The following is a 19,894-nucleotide window of genomic DNA, read 5'->3' as shown; positions in this document are numbered from 1 at the left end:
ACAGCAACTATGTGGCTTTCAGCCACTTTCACGGCTGTGCCGTGAATAATCTAGGTTTATTATAGAAATTGCAAACACGTAGATGGCATCTTTCATCTACGTGTTTGATGTAAATATTGCTTAGTATGGATTAGTTTCTTGGCAATTTTAAAAGATTATCATTCGGAGTATCATTTGGCTCTGAACGAACATATTTTTCTTGATTACTGCTGAGTGCAGGGATTAAGTTTGGATAAGGATAAATGTTTACCTGAATGGAATCAGGGTTATTTTTTAGGTAATCATATAAGGATTCTTTAGCAAAGTATCCTGGGTTAGTACATCCTTCTACGTAAATTTCGGATATTTCAGTTGTATTGTTGGACTGTGCACATCCTGTTTTCATTTTTATTTTTGTTGCTTTCATTTTTTATTTCCTTTCAAATTTTTTTGTGAATATTCTATATAAACAATAAGAAAAGAAATCAAGTCGAACAAAGGTTTTGGTTGTCTGGGAAATTGTTCTGTGTTAAACTTACTTTGGATGAAGTACATTTGTACACAGAGGCCAGTATTCTATTCGCTTAGATGCTGGTTTCTTTTTTATTGAAATTTTTTATTTGTTTTAATTTCATAATCACTATAACACGACTTAACAAAAAAAGTCAATTTAAATTTTGTCCCAATATTGACAAAAATGTCCCGTGGAGATATAATTAAGAAAAAGACAGGGGTGGCACATTATGAAGAAGAAAAGCATTCTTAATTTGATAAAATATTATTCAGAAGAAAATGATGCAGGTTTTAGAAGTGAAGCATATGAGATTGCAAAAGACTTTGATAAATCAGGAGATTACCAATTAGCTGAGTATATTATGGCATTAATGTCAAATGCGAATACATTTGTACCTCAAATGAATGAAAGTGACTCAGCGTTATTTGAAAAAATTGAATCATCTGGAGATAGTTTATGGCTTCCAGATTCGGTCACACAGGATATTCTTGGAATTGTACATGCAGTTGCACATAAAGCTGGAATAAATAAATTCCTATTTCAAGGATCGCCGGGAACAGGGAAAACGGAAGCGGTCAAACAATTGTCTCGTATCTTAAATAGAGATATTTATATGGTGGATTTTGCTGCTGTTATTGATAGTAAATTAGGGCAGACACAAAAAAATATTTCTTCTCTATTTAAAGAAATAAATAATTTTGTTCATCCAGAAAATGTAATAATACTATTTGATGAAATAGATGCAATTGCACTAGACAGAACTAATACAAATGATTTGCGAGAAATGGGAAGAGCGACATCTTCTATGCTTAAAGGAATGGATTATATGGATGAAAGAGTTGTACTAGTTGCGACAACCAATTTATATGAACATTTCGATAAAGCTTTAATTAGAAGATTTGATTCTGTGATAGATTTCAACAGATATACAAAAGGAGATTTAATGTCAATCGCAGAAGAATTTTTAAATAAGTTTTTAGTAAAATTTAAATTAGCAAGTAAGGATATCCGCTTATTTCGTAAAATCATTGGATTGATGGAACCAATTCCATATCCAGGAGATTTAAAAAATTTAATAAGGACAGCGGTTGCGTTTAGTGATCCTGATGATGGAATGGATTATTTTAGACGATTGTACTATGCAGTTAATGGTAAACAGCCTCAAAATTTGAAAGAATTAAAATCTCAGAAATTTACAATTAGAGAAATAGAAATTTTATCGAGGATTCCTAGGAGCACTGTAGCTAGAGAACTTAAGGAGAGCATGGATGAATGATATATTACAACTTAGAGGACAGTTTCAGAAGCGGAAAAATGTGAATGGTTTTGGACCGACGAATCTTCCAAAAGGTTCAAAAGTTACAGCTGAGCATGTCGGAAATATGAAACAACAGTTAAAACAATTAGAGAACTATTGGAAAAATGAGATGACGATAGGTGGAGTTCTAATCAGCGTTCATTATAAGTGCATTGTTGCAAAGAGCAATAGGTTGCAGATTTTGCTTGGAGAAAAAAGTTCACATCCCAACATGTCAATTAGAGGGGCAAAATTTGTGGATGAGAATAACGCAAAAAATGAAAAAGTAAAGAAGCATGTTTTTACGTATTTTATTTCTTTTGAAGCTTTGCGGAAATCAATACAATATTTAGAAAAATGTGAATTGGTTCTAAATAAGTATTATAATGGTGAAATAACAGATAAAGATACCCAATTAATAAATAGTGGAAAATATAATGTAAATATAATGGCTAAATCTAGTTTTTTAAGAGTAGTTGTAGATTCTAATTATGTAGAAAGTTTTAGATTAGATCGTGTAGATGAAACAATCAAAGATAGATCAATTGTAACGATTTATAAAACAGGAGTAAATACAGTAGAATTATTAAGCAAATTTGGCATTGATATGATACATGCTAAAATGATTGATGAAACAACTCTTAGACTTGACGGTAGAGAAATTCAGATTTTGCAAAATAATGCCCCATATTTGATTGCAATGCATGTTAGAGATTTAGCAGAAATTGTTATAGATGAAGATATTGTGAAAGATGAATCAGAAAGTTTAATATCGATTCCAGAACCCACAAATGAACCAACAGTTGGTGTTATTGATACTCAATTTGACAAAAGGGTATATTTTCATAATTGGGTCGTTTCACACAATATGGTTGATCCGAACATCACAATTACTACAGAAGATCGTTTCCATGGAACAGCGGTAACTTCAATAATTGTGGATGGACCAGCTTTTAATCCAAAACTGGATGATGGCTGTGGACGATTTAGGGTAAAACATTTTGGAGTAGCAACAGCAGGTGGATTCAGTTCGTTTACAATCCTTAAAATGATTAGAGATATCATAGCGAGTAACAGAGATATTAAAGTATGGAATCTTTCATTAGGATCGGCGATGGAAATCGATCCCAATTTTATATCGCCCGAAGCAGCAGAGTTAGATAAGATTCAATGTGAGTATGATGTTATATTTGTTGTCGCAGGGACAAACAAAACAAGAAAAATGACAGGAACTGTGAAAATAGGTGCTCCAGCAGATTCACTTAACTCATTAATAGTTAATGCTGTTGATTTTAACGGTAAACCAGCTTCATATACAAGGGTAGGACCGGTACTATCTTTCTTTTATAAACCAGATATTTGCTACTATGGGGGAGATAAACAGGAAAAAATTACAGTTTGTGAACCTTTAGGCATGGCAACAGTATGTGGAACTTCATTTGCTGCACCTTGGATTACAAGAAAAATGGCATATCTTATCCATATCGTAGGATTAAGCAGAGAAGTTGCAAAAGCACTGATAATTGATTCGGCAGCAGGATGGAATCGTCAGGATAATAAATATTTTGCCATGGGGTATGGGGTTGTACCAAAACGTATTGAGGATATTACACATTCCAAAGATGATGAAATTAGATTTATTATGAATGGAACCATTGATGAATATGAAACATATACGTATAATATTCCAGTTCCACAAGATATGAAGGCACATCCTTTTTTTGCAAAGGCAACATTGGCATATTTTCCAAAAAGCGATAGAAATCAGGGTGTAGATTATACAAGTACAGAAATGGATCTCCACTTTGGAAGAATAATTGAAAAAGATGGAAAAGCCATGATTAAAGCTATAGATTACAACAAACAAGCAGATGAAGGAATTCAAAATATTTATGAAGAAGATGCACGTAAACTGTATCGAAAATGGGATAATATAAAACATATTAGTGAGGCAATTAAAGAAAATGCAAGGCCTCGAAAAGCTTATTCAGCGGGAATGTGGGGATTGAGTATTAAAACGAAGGAACGACTTGTTCCAAAAGCAGGAAGAGGATTACAATTTGGTGTGGTTGTTACGTTAAAGGAGATGAATGGTATAAATCGTATTGATGAATTTATAAAATTGTGTATGGTAAGAGGATGGCTTGTCAATAGAATCGATATAGAAAATCAGATTGATGTATACAGTAAGGCAGAAGAAGAAATTGAATTTGAATAGAAAATTCAATGAAATAAGTAAGTGTATGGTTTAATGATTGTGCTGAGGAATGGGTATCAATTATTGAAAATGATTTAAATATTGGTTTGGACGACGATGAACATGTTGAAAGTATCGTGTTGCTTTCAAAACTTAAATCAAATAAGTTGAAGCATATCAATGTGGAATACAAGTAAAGAATATTGACATGGATGTAGAATTTCCTTTATTGATTATGCAGACATGGTTATACAGTTATGTGAAAATGTTTTACAGATGAAGATAGAGACTTTGAGAAAACAATGGGGCATAGAAGATGAGATTTCAAAATTGATTATATCTTTATATGATGAGACAGCTAATTCTAGTAAAATGGAAGATAAACAGATTGTTATTCGGCAAATTAAACGCTGCCTTTTCCGTCAGATTAAAACGGGTCTTTCAGAGCACCTAACGATGGGATGAAGCATATATTTTTGGACGCTTCAGGCACGTTATTTTATGAGAAAAAACCATCATGCAGATTATCTTACATGATGGTTTCTAAAGCTATCCGAGTTCACAGTCATTGATTGCCTGCATGACGGCATCGGCGGTTATGATATTTAAATTTGAGCTGTTTCCAACCAACAGACTTGCATTACACAGTTTGTTGATCATACGTGGGGTCCCATTCGCTGCATTGAGGATTGCTTCCAGTGCATTGTCTTCGAATACCGTTTGTGTGCATCCGGCGCCATTCAGTTTGGCAGCAACATAGGAATGCCCTTCTGCTTTTGTCATGCCTTCCAGATTATAATTCATGACAATTCTCTGGCGGAAAGGTTCGTGGATGCTTAGACGCAGGGTGCTGTTGAGCTGTGGCAGACCGGAAAGAAGAACAACAGCCCGGTCTTTGGAATCCATTTCAAAGTTGAACAGCATTTTTAAGTCATTGAGTACAGCGTTTCCGATATAGTTCGCTTCATCTATGATGATGACAGGCGTCTGTCGTTTCTCAAGTACGAGACGGTTGATTTCATCCTGAATGATTTTGAAGTTATCGGTCTTGCGGAATGCAGGCTGGGCTCCAAGTTCAGCGGCAAGATTCCGGTAAAAATCATTTACAGTCAGGGTGGAAAGACTGGAATAAACTACTTTATAAAGGGAAGTATTCAGTCCCGAAGCCCAGTTCCTGACAGCGGTGGTCTTTCCTCTTCCGGCGCTTCCGGTCAGGAGGCCGAAACCTTTTGTGGTAAGCAGGTAGTTCAGACGGAACAGAACCTCCTTGTATTCCTGTGTTTCTACGAGGACTTCCTTTGAGTTCTTTAGGAAAGGATTGAACTCCAATCCATATCTTGCAGTGTAATCCATAATCATTCGTCTCCTTTGCATAAGCGTACTTTTTCTCTTTTTATCAATGCGTTTTCGGTTTTATTGAGAAGCCGGATTGGTGTCAGCGTCCCGTCAGCTTCCACAATGAAGATTTCTTTCATATCCGGGGAATAGCGCAGGCGGATACGCTGCCGTGCAAAACGATAATCAACTTCGTATTCAATCTGGTCGATGACGATTACACTGTCAGCAGATACCCGGCGTTCAATCTCCAGAAGGAAATTTTGACGGATGTCTTCCTCAGAAAGTCTGCGGATCTGCTCCGGTTCCGAAAAGAAACGGTCCTGTGGGGACAGTCCACGGAGGGAAGAATGGGGGGATTGGTTGTATTGCTGGACAAAAGCGTACAGACTTCCCCTCAGTTCTTCCAGTGAATGGAAATCCCGCATATCAAGGGCTGCCATCCACTGATCCTTCATCGTCCGGAACCAGCGTTCAATCTTGGCTTTTCCGGTGGGAGTGTATGGCTGGCAGTAACTGAGTGTTGTACCGATTCTTGCGGCAAGGAGTTCCATCTGCCTGTTTTTGTAAGATTTACCATTGTCAAAGTTGAAAACTTTTGGGCGCCCATACTTTGCTATGGCTGATTTCATAACCGACATCAGGTTGATAAAGTTATCATGATAGAACACATCAATTCCGGTAATGAAGCGGCTGGCATCATCAATCAGGGCAATGATATAGATCCGGTGTTTTTTGCCATCCGAATCTGTAAGGCGGGGACCGACGCTGCTGTCCCCGCACCAGACCTCATTGATATGAGGGCGTTCATAGCGGCGCATATCCTTGTTCGGTGTCTGCCGCAGTTCCGACTGAAGCCGTTTCACAAAGCGGCTGACGGTGGATTCGGATACCTGTCCGTTTATTACAGAGCCATCGGATTTCAGCTGCCTGTAAATAGCGGCCGCAGACATGCGTGGATAGTTGGTCTTGAAATACCGGATTCTCTCCTGAAGTTCTTCGTCAAGCTTGCGGCTCATGCCGGCATCTGACCGCCCTTTCGGGACGAGACCTTCAAAACCATGGTTCTGATAGTCCAGATACCATTTTTCAATGGTGGCGGGAGCATAATGATGGAGCTTCCCGTCGGGTCCCATGAGTCCTTTTGCAGAAATTTCCGTGTAAAAAGCGGTCTTGCTTGGATAACGTTCATCAAGTCCTGCAATAATAGGTGCGATGGCGCCATAGCGCATCAGTGCGATTTCCTGTTGCTTTTCTTGTTTCATAAGTTTCATCTGCCTCCTTTTTCTAAAGGATAAAGGATAAAAGCAGACCTGTCGTGTAAGGTTATGTTGGCAGGATAAAAAGTTGATTGGAGGTTGATTTCATCTGCATGAACTGTCTGGAAAAGAGGGAAAAACATCCTGAAATCAGGCTGGGGATATCGGGGAGGTGAAGCCTCATGGAAAGCAGCCGCTGCTTCCAATGTAAACGGTAGTTCCGGATGATGGATTTCAGGTTGTTTTCATCCACGAGGTATTGTTCTGCCAGTATGTTCCGGAATCCGGTTTCATGCTCATAAGCATGAATCAGACGGACGTGCAGAACCAGAGGGATCTGTGAATAAGAGATCATGGATGAAAGTAACAGTGCATGGGTATGCCCGCATGCCTTGCAGTACACACGAATGACTGAAAGGGAGAGAACCCTGTCAGCAAGCTGGATGCTGCGTCTGTAAGAGCCATAACGGATAAGACAGCCGGAGTGACCGCAGACACATGAAATAAGGTTCAGATCAAGAGAATCTATTGTTTTATTGTAAAAATCCTGAGAAATAAGGTTGTAGTTTTCTGTTTTAATTGTTATCATAGGTATGCATGAATGTAGCGTAAGCTATGTTTGGGTGAAAGCAGAAATCAAACTTTGGTCGGGGAGGTTTCTGCTTTTTTATTTCACGGTTACAAAACCATATGATAACACAAGAGGTCTCAGGATAAAATAATCTGATGGAAAATACGTCAGATTCCTTTATTCCAAGACCTCTTTTATTTTGCATGAAAATTGAAAAATCGGTTTGTTATAAAGTGACTGATAACACAGAGGATGGATGACAGCGTAGCTGAAATTAAAGCATATATTTAGCAGCATAAGAAAATGTTTCCATACCTTGGTGGAAATAAAATTAATAATTATTGGCTTTATGTTATGGAACAGTATACGGACACAAAATTCCATGACCGGGAAAATATTACCGTAGCTCCGGATACTCATGTAATACAGGCGAGTACAAAATTGGGTATTATTACATTGGAAGAGGCGGCACTGCCAAATGTACAGATGCTTGTTGCAGATAGATGGAAGGCAATACTTAAAGATACGGAATATGTACCAATCGATATACATACGCCTATGTGGTTGTGGAGCAGAGGAAAATTTAAGATTGAACTATAATTTAGAATAGAGTGTATTGGGGATTTCATGAGCAAATTAATTGCAAAAGAATATAAGCGATTTGAAGATATTAAGAATATGCGTGAAAATGGATTGGAATTTTGGAGTGCAAGAGAATTAACACTGGCGCTTGATTAGACACGATGGAGACCCCGGTACCCCAGACAGGTTTGAAACTATGAATTTAGATGGAATCAGAGTAATTCAGGGCGATGCCATGAATTACTCTGATGTAGGAAATTCACAAATCCGATACCTTTTACACACACATCTTCGCCAATTCCACAATCACATCCACGCACTTCTCCATGGCCTGCACACACACAAACTCAAAGTGCCCATGGCAGTTATGGTCGCCGGTGCCCAGGTTCGGGCAGGGAAGTCCCTTAAAGGAAAGCTGTGCGCCGTCTGTACCGCCCCGGATAGGAAGTACCTGGGGCCGGATATCCAGCTTCTCATAAACAGTCAGCACATTCTCAATGAGATTCATATGCGGCTCAATCTGCTGCTTCATATTAAAGTAAGAATCCTCAAGCTTCAGTTCCACAGTACCTTTTCCGTACTTCTCATTCATATAAGCTGCCGTCCGTTCCATAAATTGCTTTTTCTCCCGGAACAATTCCATATCGTGGTCACGGATAATGTATTCGGAAACAGTTTTTTCCACAGAACCTTCAATGCCGTCCAGGTGAATGAAACCTTCTCTGTCCTGGGTATACTCAGGCTTCTGGTTTTCAGGCATCATACTCTGAAATTCCATGGCCAGAAGAACGGCATTTATCATTTTGTTCTTGGCAGAGCCGGGATGAATACTGACGCCATGAAATGTAACAAAAGCGCTGGCTGCGTTGAAGTTTTCGTATTCCAGTTCGCCGCATTCGCCGCCGTCCATCGTATACGCAAAATCCGCACCGAATCTTTCTACATCAAAGTGGTCTGTTCCCTGGCCTATTTCCTCGTCCGGCGTGAAACCGATACGAATGGGACCGTGGGGAATTTCCGGGTGAGCCAGCAGGTATTCAGCGGCTGTGAGAATTTCGGCGATTCCCGCTTTATCGTCCCCGCCTAAGAGGGTCAGACCGTCCGTCACAATTAAATCCTGTCCCTGATACTGACTGAGATTGGAAAAATCCTTTGTACGCATAATAATATTTTTCTCAGTGTGAAGCACAATGTCCTTTCCGTCATAATTTTCAATAAGACGCGGAGAAATATTGGCGCCGGAGGCTGCGCTGGAGGTATCCATGTGGGCGATAAAGCCCAGAATTTTTCCCTGATAGTCGGGAATGGTGGAGGGAATGGTGCCGAAAACATAACCGTACTGGTCCAGGGACACCTCTGCAAGTCCCATTTCTTTCATTTCTGCTTCTAAATCTGCTGCAAAGGCCAGCTGGCTTTTGGTGCTTGGAAAAGTTTCTGAGGATGGGTCAGAAGTCGTGTCCACAGAAATGTATTTCAGAAAACGTTCTTTTACATTCATAGTGAAATCTCCTTAAAAAAATTCTTTCTGTAAATTATGCTAACACAAGGAAGGAAGGTTGTCCAGACGGAGAAATTCCGAAATAACAGTCTTTCTTATGCTATCTCTTGACTTTAGCAAAGGACATGCCTATAATAGACTGGTACTACCAGTGAAAAGAGGAAAGAAAGATGAAGTTTTTGAAACAATTCAGTGTTATTTTGCTGCTCTCCTTTTTAGGAGAGCTTTTGCGCAGGCTGATTCCCCTGCCGATACCTGCCAGCGTATACGGACTTGTGCTTATGCTGACAGCCCTGGGAACCGGAATTTTGAAGATTCACCAGGTGAAGGAAGCAGCGGGTTTTCTTATAGAAATTATGCCTGTCATGTTTATTCCGGCAGGCGTAGGTCTGTTGGAGGCCCAAGACGCTCTTTTGCCGGTGTGGATTCCGGTAGTGGTGATTACGGTTGTGACTACCGTGTTTGTTATGGCGGTTACAGGACAGGTGACTCAGGTTATGATTCGGAAAGGGAAGAAGTAAGATGAAAGAATTTTTGAGTAATTCCGTTTTTTTCGGTGCTGTGTTAAGTCTGGTGGCCTACGAAGCAGGGCTGCTCTTAAGAAGAAAATTTAAACTGGCTATTTTAAATCCTCTGCTGATTGCAACCATCTGTGTCATGGCAGTTCTGGTACTTTTTAAAGTAGATTATGACCAGTATAATGAGAGCGCCAAATATATCAGTTATCTTCTGACTCCGGCTACGGTGTGTTTGGCCGTTCCCCTTTACGAACAGATGTCACTTTTAAAGAAAAATTTTAAAGCGGTGGCAGCAGGCATTGTTTCCGGTGTTCTTGCCAGTCTGGTAAGTGTGCTGGTGCTGGCGAAGCTTTTCGGACTGAGCCATGAGCAGTATGTAACCCTGCTTCCCAAATCCATTACAACAGCCATTGGGATGGGAATTTCAGAGGAACTGGGAGGCATTGTAACCATTACCGTGGCAGTTATTATTATCACCGGCATTCTGGGAAATGTGATAGCTGAACTTGTGTGTAAAGTGTTTCACATTCAGGAACCCATAGCCAAGGGACTGGCTCTTGGAACTGCATCCCATGCCATAGGCACTGCGAAAGCTATGGAAATGGGTCCTGTGGAGGGAGCTATGAGCAGTCTTGCTATTGCAGTAGCGGGACTTTTGACAGTAATTGGTGCATCTGTATTTGCAGGATTTGTGTAAGGAGGCAGTTTCATGGAAAAATTAGTGATTACCATTGCCAGACAGTATGGCAGTGGAGGCAAGAAAATCGGACAGGAACTGGCAAAGCGGCTGGGCATTCCTTTTTATGGTAAGGATGAATTAATGGAAATTGCCAAAGGAAAAGAAGATTACGAGGAAGTGCGTTCTTTCTATGAGGAACAGCCGGTCAACAGCCTGCTGTATGCCATTGCCATGAACCAGGGAGAAAGCCGGGCGGGAAGAATCCCTTTTCGCAGGATTCGGGAACTTTGCGGTCAGGAATCCTGTGTGTTGATTGGAAGATGTGGAAATTATATTTTTCAGGAAGAAGAAAATTGTGTCAGGCTGTTTATTTATGCGGATATGGAAGCAAAGCTGGAATGGGTCACCAGCCATGAAGGGATTTCCGTTCACAAGGCAAAAGCTAAAATACAAAAGGCAGAAGAGGAAAGAGCAGAGTTTCACAAATATTATACAGGTCAGGTCTGGGGCTGCATGAATCATTATGATTTGTGCATCAATGCAGGCGTACTGGGAACAGAGAGAACGGTGGAGCTGATATACAGTTATTTGAAAAGCAGAGGTTTGACAGATGAAAAATAAAGGAGATGAAAAAAAAACAGAAAAGACACAGGACACAGAAAAGGTATACCATCTGGTTATTGAACATATTAAAAACCTGGCAGAAAGCGGAGAGGTAGAGTTTGGAAGCAAAATTCCGTCAGAAAGGGAACTGATGTCCACTCTCGGACTAAGCAGAAATTCCGTCAGAGAAGCTTTGCGTTGTCTGGAAAATATGGGAATTATCGAAAGCAGGCACGGACAGGGAAACTTCCTGGTAAATCATGTGGGAAACAGCCTTGGCAGTGTGTTCTCCATTCTGTTGGTAACGCAGCAGAGCAATTATATAGAAATCAGCCAGCTTCGCCGTTTCGTTGAAATTGGAGCATATCTGCTGGCGTCCAGGCAGGCGAAAGAGGAGGAATTGGAACGTTTGGCCTATTTTTTGGAGGAACTGGAGTGTTGTTCCCCTGAGGAACGGCCCAAAAAGGATAAGAATTTTCACGATGAACTGATAAAAATTTCCGGAAATAATCTGTTGGGCATTTTAAATGACGCGCTGTCCGATATGTTTGAGCGGGTTATCAGTAAAGCTTCTGCCCGGGCTGGACAGGCAGAGTGGGAAAAGCTGAGAGATTGCCACAGACGGGTTTATGAAAACCTGCGGAAAAAAGACGTGCAGGAAGGCATTAAGGCTATTCGGGAGCATTATAATGTGCTGGATGAGGAAATCAAAAAGATGGAAGAAAAGCTGCTATGAAAAAACAATCACAACCCCCACACCTTTTGCAGAAGCCTTTTATTGTGTGTTTTCTTGCCATTCTCTGCAACGCCCTCTGGGGCAGCGCTTTTCCGGCGGTAAAGTCAGGATACCGTCTTTTTGCCATTACGGGAGATGACCCGGCTTCACAGATTCTGTTTGCAGGAATCCGGTTTTTCCTGGCGGGATTTCTGGCCCTGCTTTTCGGCAGTTTATTACAGAAGAAAGTGCTGCTTCCAAAGAAGGCCTCTATTCCGCTGGTGTTAAAACTGTCTGTTTTCCAGACGGTTTTGCAGTATATCTTTTTCTATCTGGGCCTGGCTCATACTTCCGGAGTAAAAGGTTCGATTATCATTGCGTCAAACACCTTTGTCGCTATTTTAGTTGCCAGCCTGTTGTTTCATCAGGAGAAGCTGACCGGGAGAAAAATTACGGCCTGTATCATAGGATTTGCAGGTGTAGTGTTGGTGAATTTAAACGGAGAAGACATTGGCATGAGTTTCCGGCTGGACGGAGAAGGATTTCTGCTGATTTCTGTGGTGGCCTACGCTTTTTCCTCCAGCTTGCTGAAAATTTATTCCAAAGAGGAAGACCCTGTGACTTTAAGCGGCTGGCAGTTCATGGCAGGAGGTCTGGTGATGGTGACAGGCGGTTTTTTTCTGGGCGGCCAAATTGCAAACGTGACGTTGCCGGGAATTGCCGTGCTGGTTTATCTGGCTTTGGTTTCTTCGGTTGCGTTTTCCCTCTGGGGAATTCTTCTGAAGTATCATCCAGTGTCTAAAATTGCTATTTTTGGTTTCACCAATCCGGTGTTTGGCGTGCTTTTATCCACTCTGATTCTTCGGGAAGAAAGCCAGACCAAAGGGTGGCAGATTCTCACTGCCCTGGTACTGGTCTGTGCGGGAATCTATCTGGTGAATCAGCCACCGAAAGAGTACACGCAGGAGAATCCGTAGAACATACAAGTGACAAGAAAACACAACAGAAATCCCATGCAGGTGGGCAGCAAAAAGGCCAGCGCTGTCCATTTCCAGCTGTGGGTTTCTTTTTTTATGGTAAGAAGTGTGGTTGCACAGGGCCAGTGAAGAACCGAAAAAATCAGCATGGATACGGCTGTAGAAAGCGTCCATCCCTGTTCCAGAAGAAGAGTGTGCAAAGTGGAAAGATTTTTAAAATCCACCAGGGAGGACTGGGAGGTGTAGGCCATAATGATAATGGGAATCACGATTTCATTTGCAGGTATTCCCAGAATAAAAGCCAGTAAAATGGTGCCGTCCAGACCCAAAAGCCGGGCAAAAGGGTCTAAACATGCAGATATTCGGGTCAGAAGCGTTTGGCCTCCTGCCATGGTATTTGCCATAAGCCAGATAAGTAGTCCGGCAGGAATGGCAGCGGTAACTGCTCTTGTGAGTACCAGCAGTGTCCGATGGACAACGGAGTGCAGCAGCACGGAACAAATCTGCGGTTTGCGGTAGGGCGGCAGTTCCAAAACGAAAGAAGAAGGAACTCCCTTTAAAACGGTTTTGGAAAGAAGCCAGGAAGAGAAAAAAGTCATCAGTACACCAAAGAGAATGACACAGGTCAGCAGCAGGGCAAGCCAGAGGGTATGAAGCAGCGGACATGTCGCTTTTTTGGTGGTAAAGAAAAGAACCAGAACCACCAAAATGGTGGGAAAGCGTCCATTGCAGGGAACAAAGCTGTTTGTCAAAATGGCAATGAGACGTTCTCTGGGAGAATCCACGATTCTGCAGCCGGTTACGCCTACAGCGTTGCAGCCAAAGCCCATAAGCATGGTAAGAGCCTGTTTGCCGCAGGCCTTGCAGCGGGAAAAACAGCAGTCCATATTAAAAGCAGCCCGGGGCAGGTAGCCGAAATCTTCCAAAAGCGTAAACAGAGGAAAAAACAAAGCCATTGGGGGCAGCATGACACTGACAACCCAGGCAGTTACCCGGTAGCAGCCCTGAATGAGCAGTTGACATAATTTTTCCGGGAGAAGGAGAGAAAACTGCTCATACAGCCAAGGCTCCAGACGGAACAGCAGATTGTGAAGCCGGGAAGAAATGTAATTGGCGCCCAGAAGCGTTATCCAGAAAATACACAGAAGAAGCAGCAGCATACAGAAAATGCCGGTGTATTTTCCCGTAAAGAGGTAATCTAAAGTACCATCAAAAGAGCGGGTATCCGGTTTTTCCAGTCGGACGGCTTTCTGGTACAGTTCTGAGGCCATCTCGGCCCGGGGTATGGGATCCTCGGAAAGCTTCTTAAGCATGGGAGGAACGATTGCTTTTTGAAACATACAGGCATCCAGAAATTGTTTTAAACGCCGAATCTCCCGTTTTCGGCGGGCCGTAATACCGATGACAGGAATGTGCAGTTCTTTTTCCAGTGTGCTGCAGGAAATATGTATGCCTTTTTTGGCTGCCTGATCCATGAGATTAATACATAAAATAACATTGGCAGTCACAGAAAGAATTTGCAGCACAAGGTTTAGATTGCGTTCCAGACATACGGCATCACAAATAACGAGCACCCCATCCGGTGCAGTTTCTCTGAGACAGGCACCAGCCAGGCGTTCTTCCTCAGAGCAGGCATGAAGAGAATAACAGCCGGGAAGGTCTGTGAAAGTATAGAGATGTTTTCCCACAGCACAGTGTCCGGTTGCCAGAGAAACGGTTTTTCCGGACCAGTTTCCAGTATGCTGGTGCATACCGGTAAGGCCATTGAAAATCGTACTTTTTCCCACATTGGGATTTCCTGCCAGAGCAATGGTACAAGAAGAGACTGGTTCTGAATGAAGATACAAAATAACCACCTCCATTTACATAGTTTGGGAAGGGTCAGCAGCATGAACCAAAATCATCTGGGCATCTTCGTTGCGTATGGCAATCACACTTCCCCGTATCTGATAAGCATGAGGATTTTTGAAAATACCTGTGTTGATACACTTTACAGGTGTACCCTGGCAGAAACCCAAATCCAGAAAGCGCCGGATGATTTCTGACTTTTCCATCTGATGTTCCGAAGGACAGGAAATTCCTTCTACTATGGCACACTGGTCTTTTTTTAGTTTACATAAAGGTATGGACAGCATGGAAAAACTCCTTTTCGGCAGAAGAATATAGTGTATTATATGAGAGAAAAAAGACAGCGTGACAAAAAATACGGAAACAAAAAAGAAAAAGCCCTTGACTTTCCTGGTCAATGGCTTTTTCTTCAATAGCGGGAACAGGATTTGAACCTGTGACCTTCGGGTTATGAGCCCGACGAGCTTCCAGACTGCTCCATCCCGCGTTAGTTGCTTTTGTATGAATCTAGTATAGACCCTATATTTCTCTTTGTCAAGCATTTGCCTTGTCCCTTTTTGTTTTCTGTGCTATCCTTTTAAAGACAAAACAGCAATTACAGAAACAAAGGAGGCTTTTTCCATGAAACAAACGAAACAAATGTCCGAAACGCACCTGCTGGGAATCTTGCTGGCTGTAGTAGGTGGATTTCTGGATGCCTATACCTATATCTGCCGCGGTCACGTCTTTGCCAATGCCCAGACGGGAAATATTGTGCTTCTGGGTGTTCATCTGACCAATCAGAACTGGGGCAAAGCTTTTTATTACGTGCTTCCCATACTGGCCTTTGTCCTGGGAATTTTCGTCTGTGAAATGATTCAATCCCTGTTTAAATGGAAAGAAAGCATACACTGGAGACAGCTGGTAGTCCTGGTAGAATTGTTCTGCCTGATTCTTGCAGGTTTTCTGCCGCTGGGGAAAACGGATACCCTGGTTAATGTTATGGTTTCCTTTGTCTGTGCTCTGCAGGTGGAAGCATTCCGCAAAATGAACGGCAATTCTTATGCCACCACCATGTGTACCGGAAATTTGCGAAGCGCTACGGAAAATCTCTACCGCTATTTAAAAAACAGAGACGCTCAATGTCTGAAAAACAGTCTGCAGTATTATAATGTAATTGTTTTCTTTATTATAGGCGCTGCCGTGGGAAGCTATCTCACACTGCATATGGGGGCAAATGCTGTATGGGTAAGCTGTATCGGACTTTTGGCAGTTTTTCTTGCCATGTTCCATCACAAGCAGGAGAAAACCATATGATGGCAGATACTTCCAGGTTGAAAGAGCAGAAAGACCATGGAACAGCCGTTTTTCCCTGCGGGCTTTACGAGGTGGAGGAAACCTGTTCCTGGAAGGGGGTAAAACACCATTGGCATGATGAAATCGAAATTCTTTATTTTGGAAAGGGAGAGTTTCTGCTTCGTATTAATATGGAGACTTTTCGGATTCAGGAAGAATGCTTTTACTTTATCAATCCCGGCGAACTGCATTCCATTGAGCCTTTGACACAGGGGCTGGAGTCTGCGGTCCTTTTTCATCCCAGGATTCTCAGCTTCGAACATTATGATATGGCACAGACCCGGCTGCTGCAGCCTTTGTCCAAAGGAGGTATCCGCCTTCCAAGATATCTGGCTGGGGCGTCGCCTACTTTTGCCAGAGTGCGGCAGGAGTACATGGAGATTCTGCGCATTTTTCATGAGACTGGTTCTTTCCTTTCGGAAGAGGGACAGACCGTTACGGAGAATTTGTCCTCTCAGCTTTTTATTCGTGCCGGACTGCTGAATATGCTGGCTGTGTTTTCGTCGTATTCCCTGTTGACGGAACCGGAAAAGGAGGACGATTACCGGGTGGAAATTATTAAGTCTGCTTTGGATTTTATCCGTTCCCATTATCAGGAGAAAATCTATATCCGGGATTTGGCGCAGCAGGCCAACATGAACGAACAGTATTTTTGCCGCTTTTTCAAAAAAGCGCTGGGAAAGTCCCCGATATCTTATCTGAATGCATATCGGATTAAGCAGGCCATTATTCTTTTGCAGACCACGGACATGGCAGTTATGGAGATTTGTCTGGACTGCGGCTTTTACAATCTGGGGAATTTTCTTCGGGAATTCAAGAAGGACACCGGACTTACACCCCTTCAGTATCGAAAGCATTATGTGGATGGAAAGTCATAATATCGTAGTTTTAAATCAAATATTCGTAAGATTTTTGTGTCTCTGCACATTATAATAGAACTCATAAAGAACATACGCAAACGACGGAGGTATTGATTATGACAAAGAAATGGTGGCATGATAAAGTAGCGTATCAGATTTATCCAAAGAGCTTTTATGATTCCAATGGAGACGGAGTCGGAGACATTCCCGGAATCATCAGCAAGCTGGATTACTTAAAAGATTTAGGAGTGGATATTATATGGATTTCTCCCATGTATCCTTCTCCATTCGCAGACCAGGGCTATGATATTTCGGATTATTATAATATTGACCCGGCTTTTGGCACACTGGAAGATATGGAATGCCTGATTGCAGAAGCAAAAAAAAGAGATATGTATATTTTAATGGACCTTGTGGTAAATCACTGTTCCGATGAGCACGAGTGGTTTGAAAAAGCCTGCGAAGACCCGGAAGGCAAGTACGGAAACTTTTTCTACATAGAAGACCGCAAAGAGGGAGAACGTCCCTGCAACTGGAGAAGCTACTTCGGCGGTTCCGTGTGGGAACCCCTGCCGGGACATGAGGATAAGCAGTATCTGCATGCATTCCACAAAAAACAGCCGGATTTGAATTGGGAGAATCCGGAGGTTCGGGAAGAAGTCTACAAAAATATTAACTGGTGGCTGGATAAGGGACTGGGGGGATTCCGCATTGATGCCATTATCAATATTAAGAAAAAACTGCCCTATCAGGACTATCCTTCTGACCGTGCTGATGGTTTAAGCGATATGTCCCTCATGTTGGCAGATGCAAAAGGGGTGGGGGAATTTCTGGGAGAAATGAACAGACGTACCTTTCAACCCCACGATTCTTTTGCCGTAGGAGAGGTATTTAACGAAAAGGAAGAAGAACTTCCTGATTTTATCGGAGACAATGGATATTTTTCCTCTATTTTTGATTTTGCCACAACTTCCTGGGGCAAGAATGATAAAGGCTGGTATGCCAATGAGCGTATTACTCCGGACGCGTACAAACAGTGTTATTTTCATTCCCAGAAAAAAATAGGAGACGTGGGCTTTTATTCTAATATTATTGAGAATCATGATGAACCCCGTGGGGTAAGCTATTATATTCCGGAAGGCGATTTGTGCGACGAAAGCAAGAAGATGCTGGCTGCGCTGTATTTCTTTATGAGAGGACTGCCTTTTATTTATCAGGGACAGGAAATCGGTATGGAAAACCTGGGTGTGATTCCCATTGAAAAAATAGACGACATCAGTGCCCTTGATCAGTATCAGGTATGTCTGGATGCAGGCTATACCAAAGAGGAGGCCTTGAAAATCGTTTCCCTTTACAACCGGGACAATGCCAGAACTCCGGTGCAGTGGAACGATGAAAAAAATGCAGGATTTACCACAGGTATACCGTGGCTTATGGTCAATCCCAACTATACCCAAATTAACGTAGCTGCCCAGGAAACAGACGAAAACTCCGTGCTTGCCTTTTATAAAAAGATGACTGCTTTAAGAAAAACTCCGGAATATAAGGAAACTTTTGTGTACGGAGACGTGATTCCCTTTGAAGAGGAACGGCATAATCTTATGGCTTACCACAGAAAGGCAGACAAAGACATGCTGGTTATTGGAAACTTTCAGAGAGAGAGACAGAGCGTGACCCTGCCTGCAGAAGTGGAGAACATACTGCTCAATAACTATCCGGACATGAAACTGGAGGGGAAAGAGCTGATTCTGGAAGGGTATCAGGCTGTCGTGTTGGAAATGAAACAGAATTAAGAGTGAAAATGTGGAAAAGTGTCCTGGAGAAATGATACTCCCGGGCACTTTTATGATATACTGATGGCAATGAACCCAAAAGGAGTCCTCTCATGTACGAAAAAAATACCATAAAACTCCTGTTCCGCCTCAGCAGAATCCCGGTGGCTGTGTACAACCAGACCTGGGATTTGCAGGAAAGTTTCCCTGCCGTTTTGGAGCAGCCGGAGTCTTTTGAACAGGAAAAATTTGATGAATTGAAAGAATGTCTGCACCAGGAATCCGTGTATTTTCTGCCCTATGATACCCATGTCCCCATTGCCCTGTGCGGTTGCAAAGGAGAGGAGGAATATTTTATCCTGGGGCCTTTTTCCTATGGGAAGACGGACAACTTTCAAGGCAGAAATTTTATCCGGAGCCGCGGGATACGGGAATGTCCTCCCTGCCAGTTAGAGGATTTGTGTGCAATACTGGGATTTTTCATGGGAAAGGCCTTATCGGAAGAGGAGAGTATGCAGCTTCTGGACGGGAAAATGTTTCAGACCAAAGACAAAGAAAACCGCAATCTGATTGTCAACGAAGAACTGCGCCAACTGGATGCCTTTCAGAAAAACCACACTTATATAGAAGAGCAGGTTTTATATGACCACATCAAAGCCGGGGATGTGGAGTATCTGAAAAACAGGGAATTGTATCATACTCCATCCCATCCCGTACTCATAGAGGATTTGAAGAAAAATGAGGAGTATATGGCTGTTATCAGTATTTCTCTGGCAGCCAGAGCCGCCATTGAAGGAGGACTAAGCTCTGCGGAAGGCTTTATCAACAATGACATTTATCTGAAAAAACTGTCTGAATGTAAAACCATATTTGAAATGAATCGTCTGCGCCGGGAAAGTCAGCTTTATTTTGCACGTCTGGTAGCTGCTCACAAGAAGGAGAGCGCTGTCAATTTTCATGTGGAGGAGGCGAAAAAGAATATTCTCACAAAGCGGTTTGGCAGAATTTCCATTCAGGAACTGGCAGAAGCGTCTGGAATTTCCAAAGAATATTTGCAAAAGCTGTTTAAAAAACACGAAGGGATTTCCATTACCGAATACATTGCCAATGTAAAGACAGAGGCTGCCTGCAACCTGTTAAAATATTCTGACCGTCAAATTCAGGAGATTGCCGAGTATCTCCACTATGGAAGCGTCAGTCATTTCAGTAGGGCTTTTCGTAAAAGAATGCACCAGTCTCCCAAAGAATACAGAGAAAAAAACAGGCAGACTGATTTTTAAAAATATATCCGGTTCTGTGAAAGAAATATCCTGGTTTTTATAAACTTTTTTCCGGAAAAAGCCATACAATGTTCC

Annotated in this window: 19 protein-coding genes and 1 tRNA gene; 12 read left to right on the top strand and 8 right to left on the bottom strand. The window is 42.1% G+C overall.

The window, feature by feature from the left end:
* Positions 1 to 130: 130 nt before the first annotated feature.
* Entirely contained in the window at positions 131 to 406 is a 276-nt protein-coding gene (locus G5A70_RS13350; RefSeq protein WP_173750064.1) for a DUF3892 domain-containing protein, read from the bottom strand.
* Between the two features lie 316 nt (positions 407 to 722).
* Here G5A70_RS13350 and G5A70_RS13345 point away from each other — a divergent pair, with 316 nt between their 5' ends.
* Positions 723 to 1,769, top strand: a complete 1,047-nt coding sequence (locus G5A70_RS13345) for an ATP-binding protein (RefSeq protein ID WP_173750063.1) — start codon at positions 723 to 725, stop codon at positions 1,767 to 1,769.
* Complete coding sequence (locus G5A70_RS13340) at positions 1,762 to 4,008, top strand: S8 family peptidase (RefSeq protein WP_173750062.1); 2,247 nt, start codon at positions 1,762 to 1,764, stop codon at positions 4,006 to 4,008. The genes G5A70_RS13345 and G5A70_RS13340 overlap by 8 nt, the downstream gene beginning before the upstream one ends.
* Positions 4,009 to 4,536: 528 nt before the next feature.
* Here the strand turns inward: G5A70_RS13340 and G5A70_RS13335 are convergent.
* The 3 genes from G5A70_RS13335 to G5A70_RS15785 are packed head-to-tail and all read right to left on the bottom strand — an operon-like array spanning position 4,537 to position 7,170.
* Positions 4,537 to 5,340 carry an ExeA family protein gene (locus G5A70_RS13335; protein WP_217218428.1) on the bottom strand — a complete coding sequence of 268 codons (804 nt, stop codon included), beginning with the start codon at positions 5,338 to 5,340 and terminating at the stop codon, positions 4,537 to 4,539.
* A gap of 2 nt (positions 5,341 to 5,342) precedes the next feature.
* The gene (locus tag G5A70_RS13330; protein ID WP_226853722.1) at positions 5,343 to 6,596 is read right to left on the bottom strand and encodes a DDE-type integrase/transposase/recombinase; all 1,254 of its coding nucleotides are present in this window, start codon (positions 6,594 to 6,596) and stop codon (positions 5,343 to 5,345) included.
* Positions 6,597 to 6,648: 52 nt separating this feature from the next.
* On the bottom strand, positions 6,649 to 7,170 hold the full coding sequence (locus tag G5A70_RS15785; RefSeq protein WP_226853720.1) for a hypothetical protein: 522 nt from the start codon (positions 7,168 to 7,170) through the stop codon (positions 6,649 to 6,651).
* A gap of 336 nt (positions 7,171 to 7,506) precedes the next feature.
* Between G5A70_RS15785 and G5A70_RS13320 the strand changes: the two genes are divergently transcribed.
* Positions 7,507 to 7,752 (top strand): hypothetical protein, encoded by a 246-nt coding sequence (locus tag G5A70_RS13320; protein WP_173750061.1) that lies wholly within the window; start codon positions 7,507 to 7,509, stop codon positions 7,750 to 7,752.
* A 259-nt stretch (positions 7,753 to 8,011) separates the two neighbouring features.
* Here G5A70_RS13320 and pepT read toward each other — a convergent pair whose 3' ends face one another.
* Entirely contained in the window at positions 8,012 to 9,232 is a 1,221-nt protein-coding gene (pepT, locus tag G5A70_RS13310) for a peptidase T (RefSeq protein WP_173750059.1), read from the bottom strand.
* Positions 9,233 to 9,402: 170 nt separating this feature from the next.
* On the opposite strand from pepT, the gene G5A70_RS13305 reads away from it, so the two are divergent.
* Genes G5A70_RS13305 through G5A70_RS13285 form a run of 5 tightly spaced genes read left to right on the top strand, consistent with a single transcriptional unit; the run spans position 9,403 to position 12,724 of the window.
* Positions 9,403 to 9,753 (top strand): CidA/LrgA family protein, encoded by a 351-nt coding sequence (locus G5A70_RS13305; protein WP_173750058.1) that lies wholly within the window; start codon positions 9,403 to 9,405, stop codon positions 9,751 to 9,753.
* Position 9,754: 1 nt separating this feature from the next.
* On the top strand, positions 9,755 to 10,447 hold the full coding sequence (locus G5A70_RS13300) for an LrgB family protein (RefSeq protein WP_173750057.1): 693 nt from the start codon (positions 9,755 to 9,757) through the stop codon (positions 10,445 to 10,447).
* Positions 10,448 to 10,459: 12 nt separating this feature from the next.
* Positions 10,460 to 11,050, top strand: coding sequence for an AAA family ATPase (locus tag G5A70_RS13295; protein ID WP_173750056.1), 591 nt, complete (start codon positions 10,460 to 10,462; stop codon positions 11,048 to 11,050).
* A complete protein-coding gene (locus G5A70_RS13290; RefSeq protein WP_173750055.1) occupies positions 11,040 to 11,768 on the top strand; it encodes a FadR/GntR family transcriptional regulator in 729 nt (242 codons plus the stop codon). The genes G5A70_RS13295 and G5A70_RS13290 overlap by 11 nt, the downstream gene beginning before the upstream one ends.
* Complete coding sequence (locus G5A70_RS13285; protein WP_173750054.1) at positions 11,765 to 12,724, top strand: DMT family transporter; 960 nt, start codon at positions 11,765 to 11,767, stop codon at positions 12,722 to 12,724. The genes G5A70_RS13290 and G5A70_RS13285 overlap by 4 nt, the downstream gene beginning before the upstream one ends.
* On the opposite strand, the gene feoB is transcribed toward G5A70_RS13285, so the two are convergent.
* The 3 genes from feoB to G5A70_RS13270 all read right to left on the bottom strand — a co-directional run bounded on the left by feoB (position 12,688) and on the right by G5A70_RS13270 (position 15,059).
* Positions 12,688 to 14,580: a ferrous iron transporter B gene (feoB, locus tag G5A70_RS13280; protein WP_370779620.1), complete on the bottom strand. Its 1,893-nt coding sequence runs from the start codon at positions 14,578 to 14,580 to the stop codon at positions 12,688 to 12,690. The two genes, G5A70_RS13285 and feoB, sit on opposite strands and share 37 nt — an antisense overlap.
* A 6-nt stretch (positions 14,581 to 14,586) precedes the next feature.
* Positions 14,587 to 14,859, bottom strand: coding sequence for a FeoA family protein (locus tag G5A70_RS13275; protein ID WP_173750052.1), 273 nt, complete (start codon positions 14,857 to 14,859; stop codon positions 14,587 to 14,589).
* Between the two features lie 126 nt (positions 14,860 to 14,985).
* Positions 14,986 to 15,059, bottom strand: a tRNA-Met gene (locus tag G5A70_RS13270).
* Positions 15,060 to 15,193: 134 nt separating this feature from the next.
* Here G5A70_RS13270 and G5A70_RS13265 point away from each other — a divergent pair.
* The 4 genes from G5A70_RS13265 (at position 15,194) to G5A70_RS13250 (ending at position 19,819) form a co-directional block, all read left to right on the top strand.
* On the top strand, positions 15,194 to 15,868 hold the full coding sequence (locus tag G5A70_RS13265) for a YoaK family protein (RefSeq protein WP_173750051.1): 675 nt from the start codon (positions 15,194 to 15,196) through the stop codon (positions 15,866 to 15,868).
* Positions 15,865 to 16,785, top strand: coding sequence for an AraC family transcriptional regulator (locus G5A70_RS13260; protein WP_173750050.1), 921 nt, complete (start codon positions 15,865 to 15,867; stop codon positions 16,783 to 16,785). The genes G5A70_RS13265 and G5A70_RS13260 overlap by 4 nt, the downstream gene beginning before the upstream one ends.
* Before the next feature lie 98 nt (positions 16,786 to 16,883).
* Entirely contained in the window at positions 16,884 to 18,560 is a 1,677-nt protein-coding gene (locus G5A70_RS13255) for an alpha-glucosidase (protein ID WP_173750049.1), read from the top strand.
* Between the two features lie 92 nt (positions 18,561 to 18,652).
* A complete protein-coding gene (locus tag G5A70_RS13250; protein WP_173750048.1) occupies positions 18,653 to 19,819 on the top strand; it encodes a helix-turn-helix domain-containing protein in 1,167 nt (388 codons plus the stop codon).
* The last annotated feature ends 75 nt before the right edge of the window (positions 19,820 to 19,894 follow it).

The organism is Blautia hansenii (genome assembly GCF_013304445.1).
Classification (GTDB): Bacteria; Bacillota; Clostridia; order Lachnospirales; family Lachnospiraceae; genus Blautia.
The sequence above is the reverse complement of the archived record's forward strand: the minus strand, read 5'-3'. Positions and strand labels throughout refer to the sequence as shown.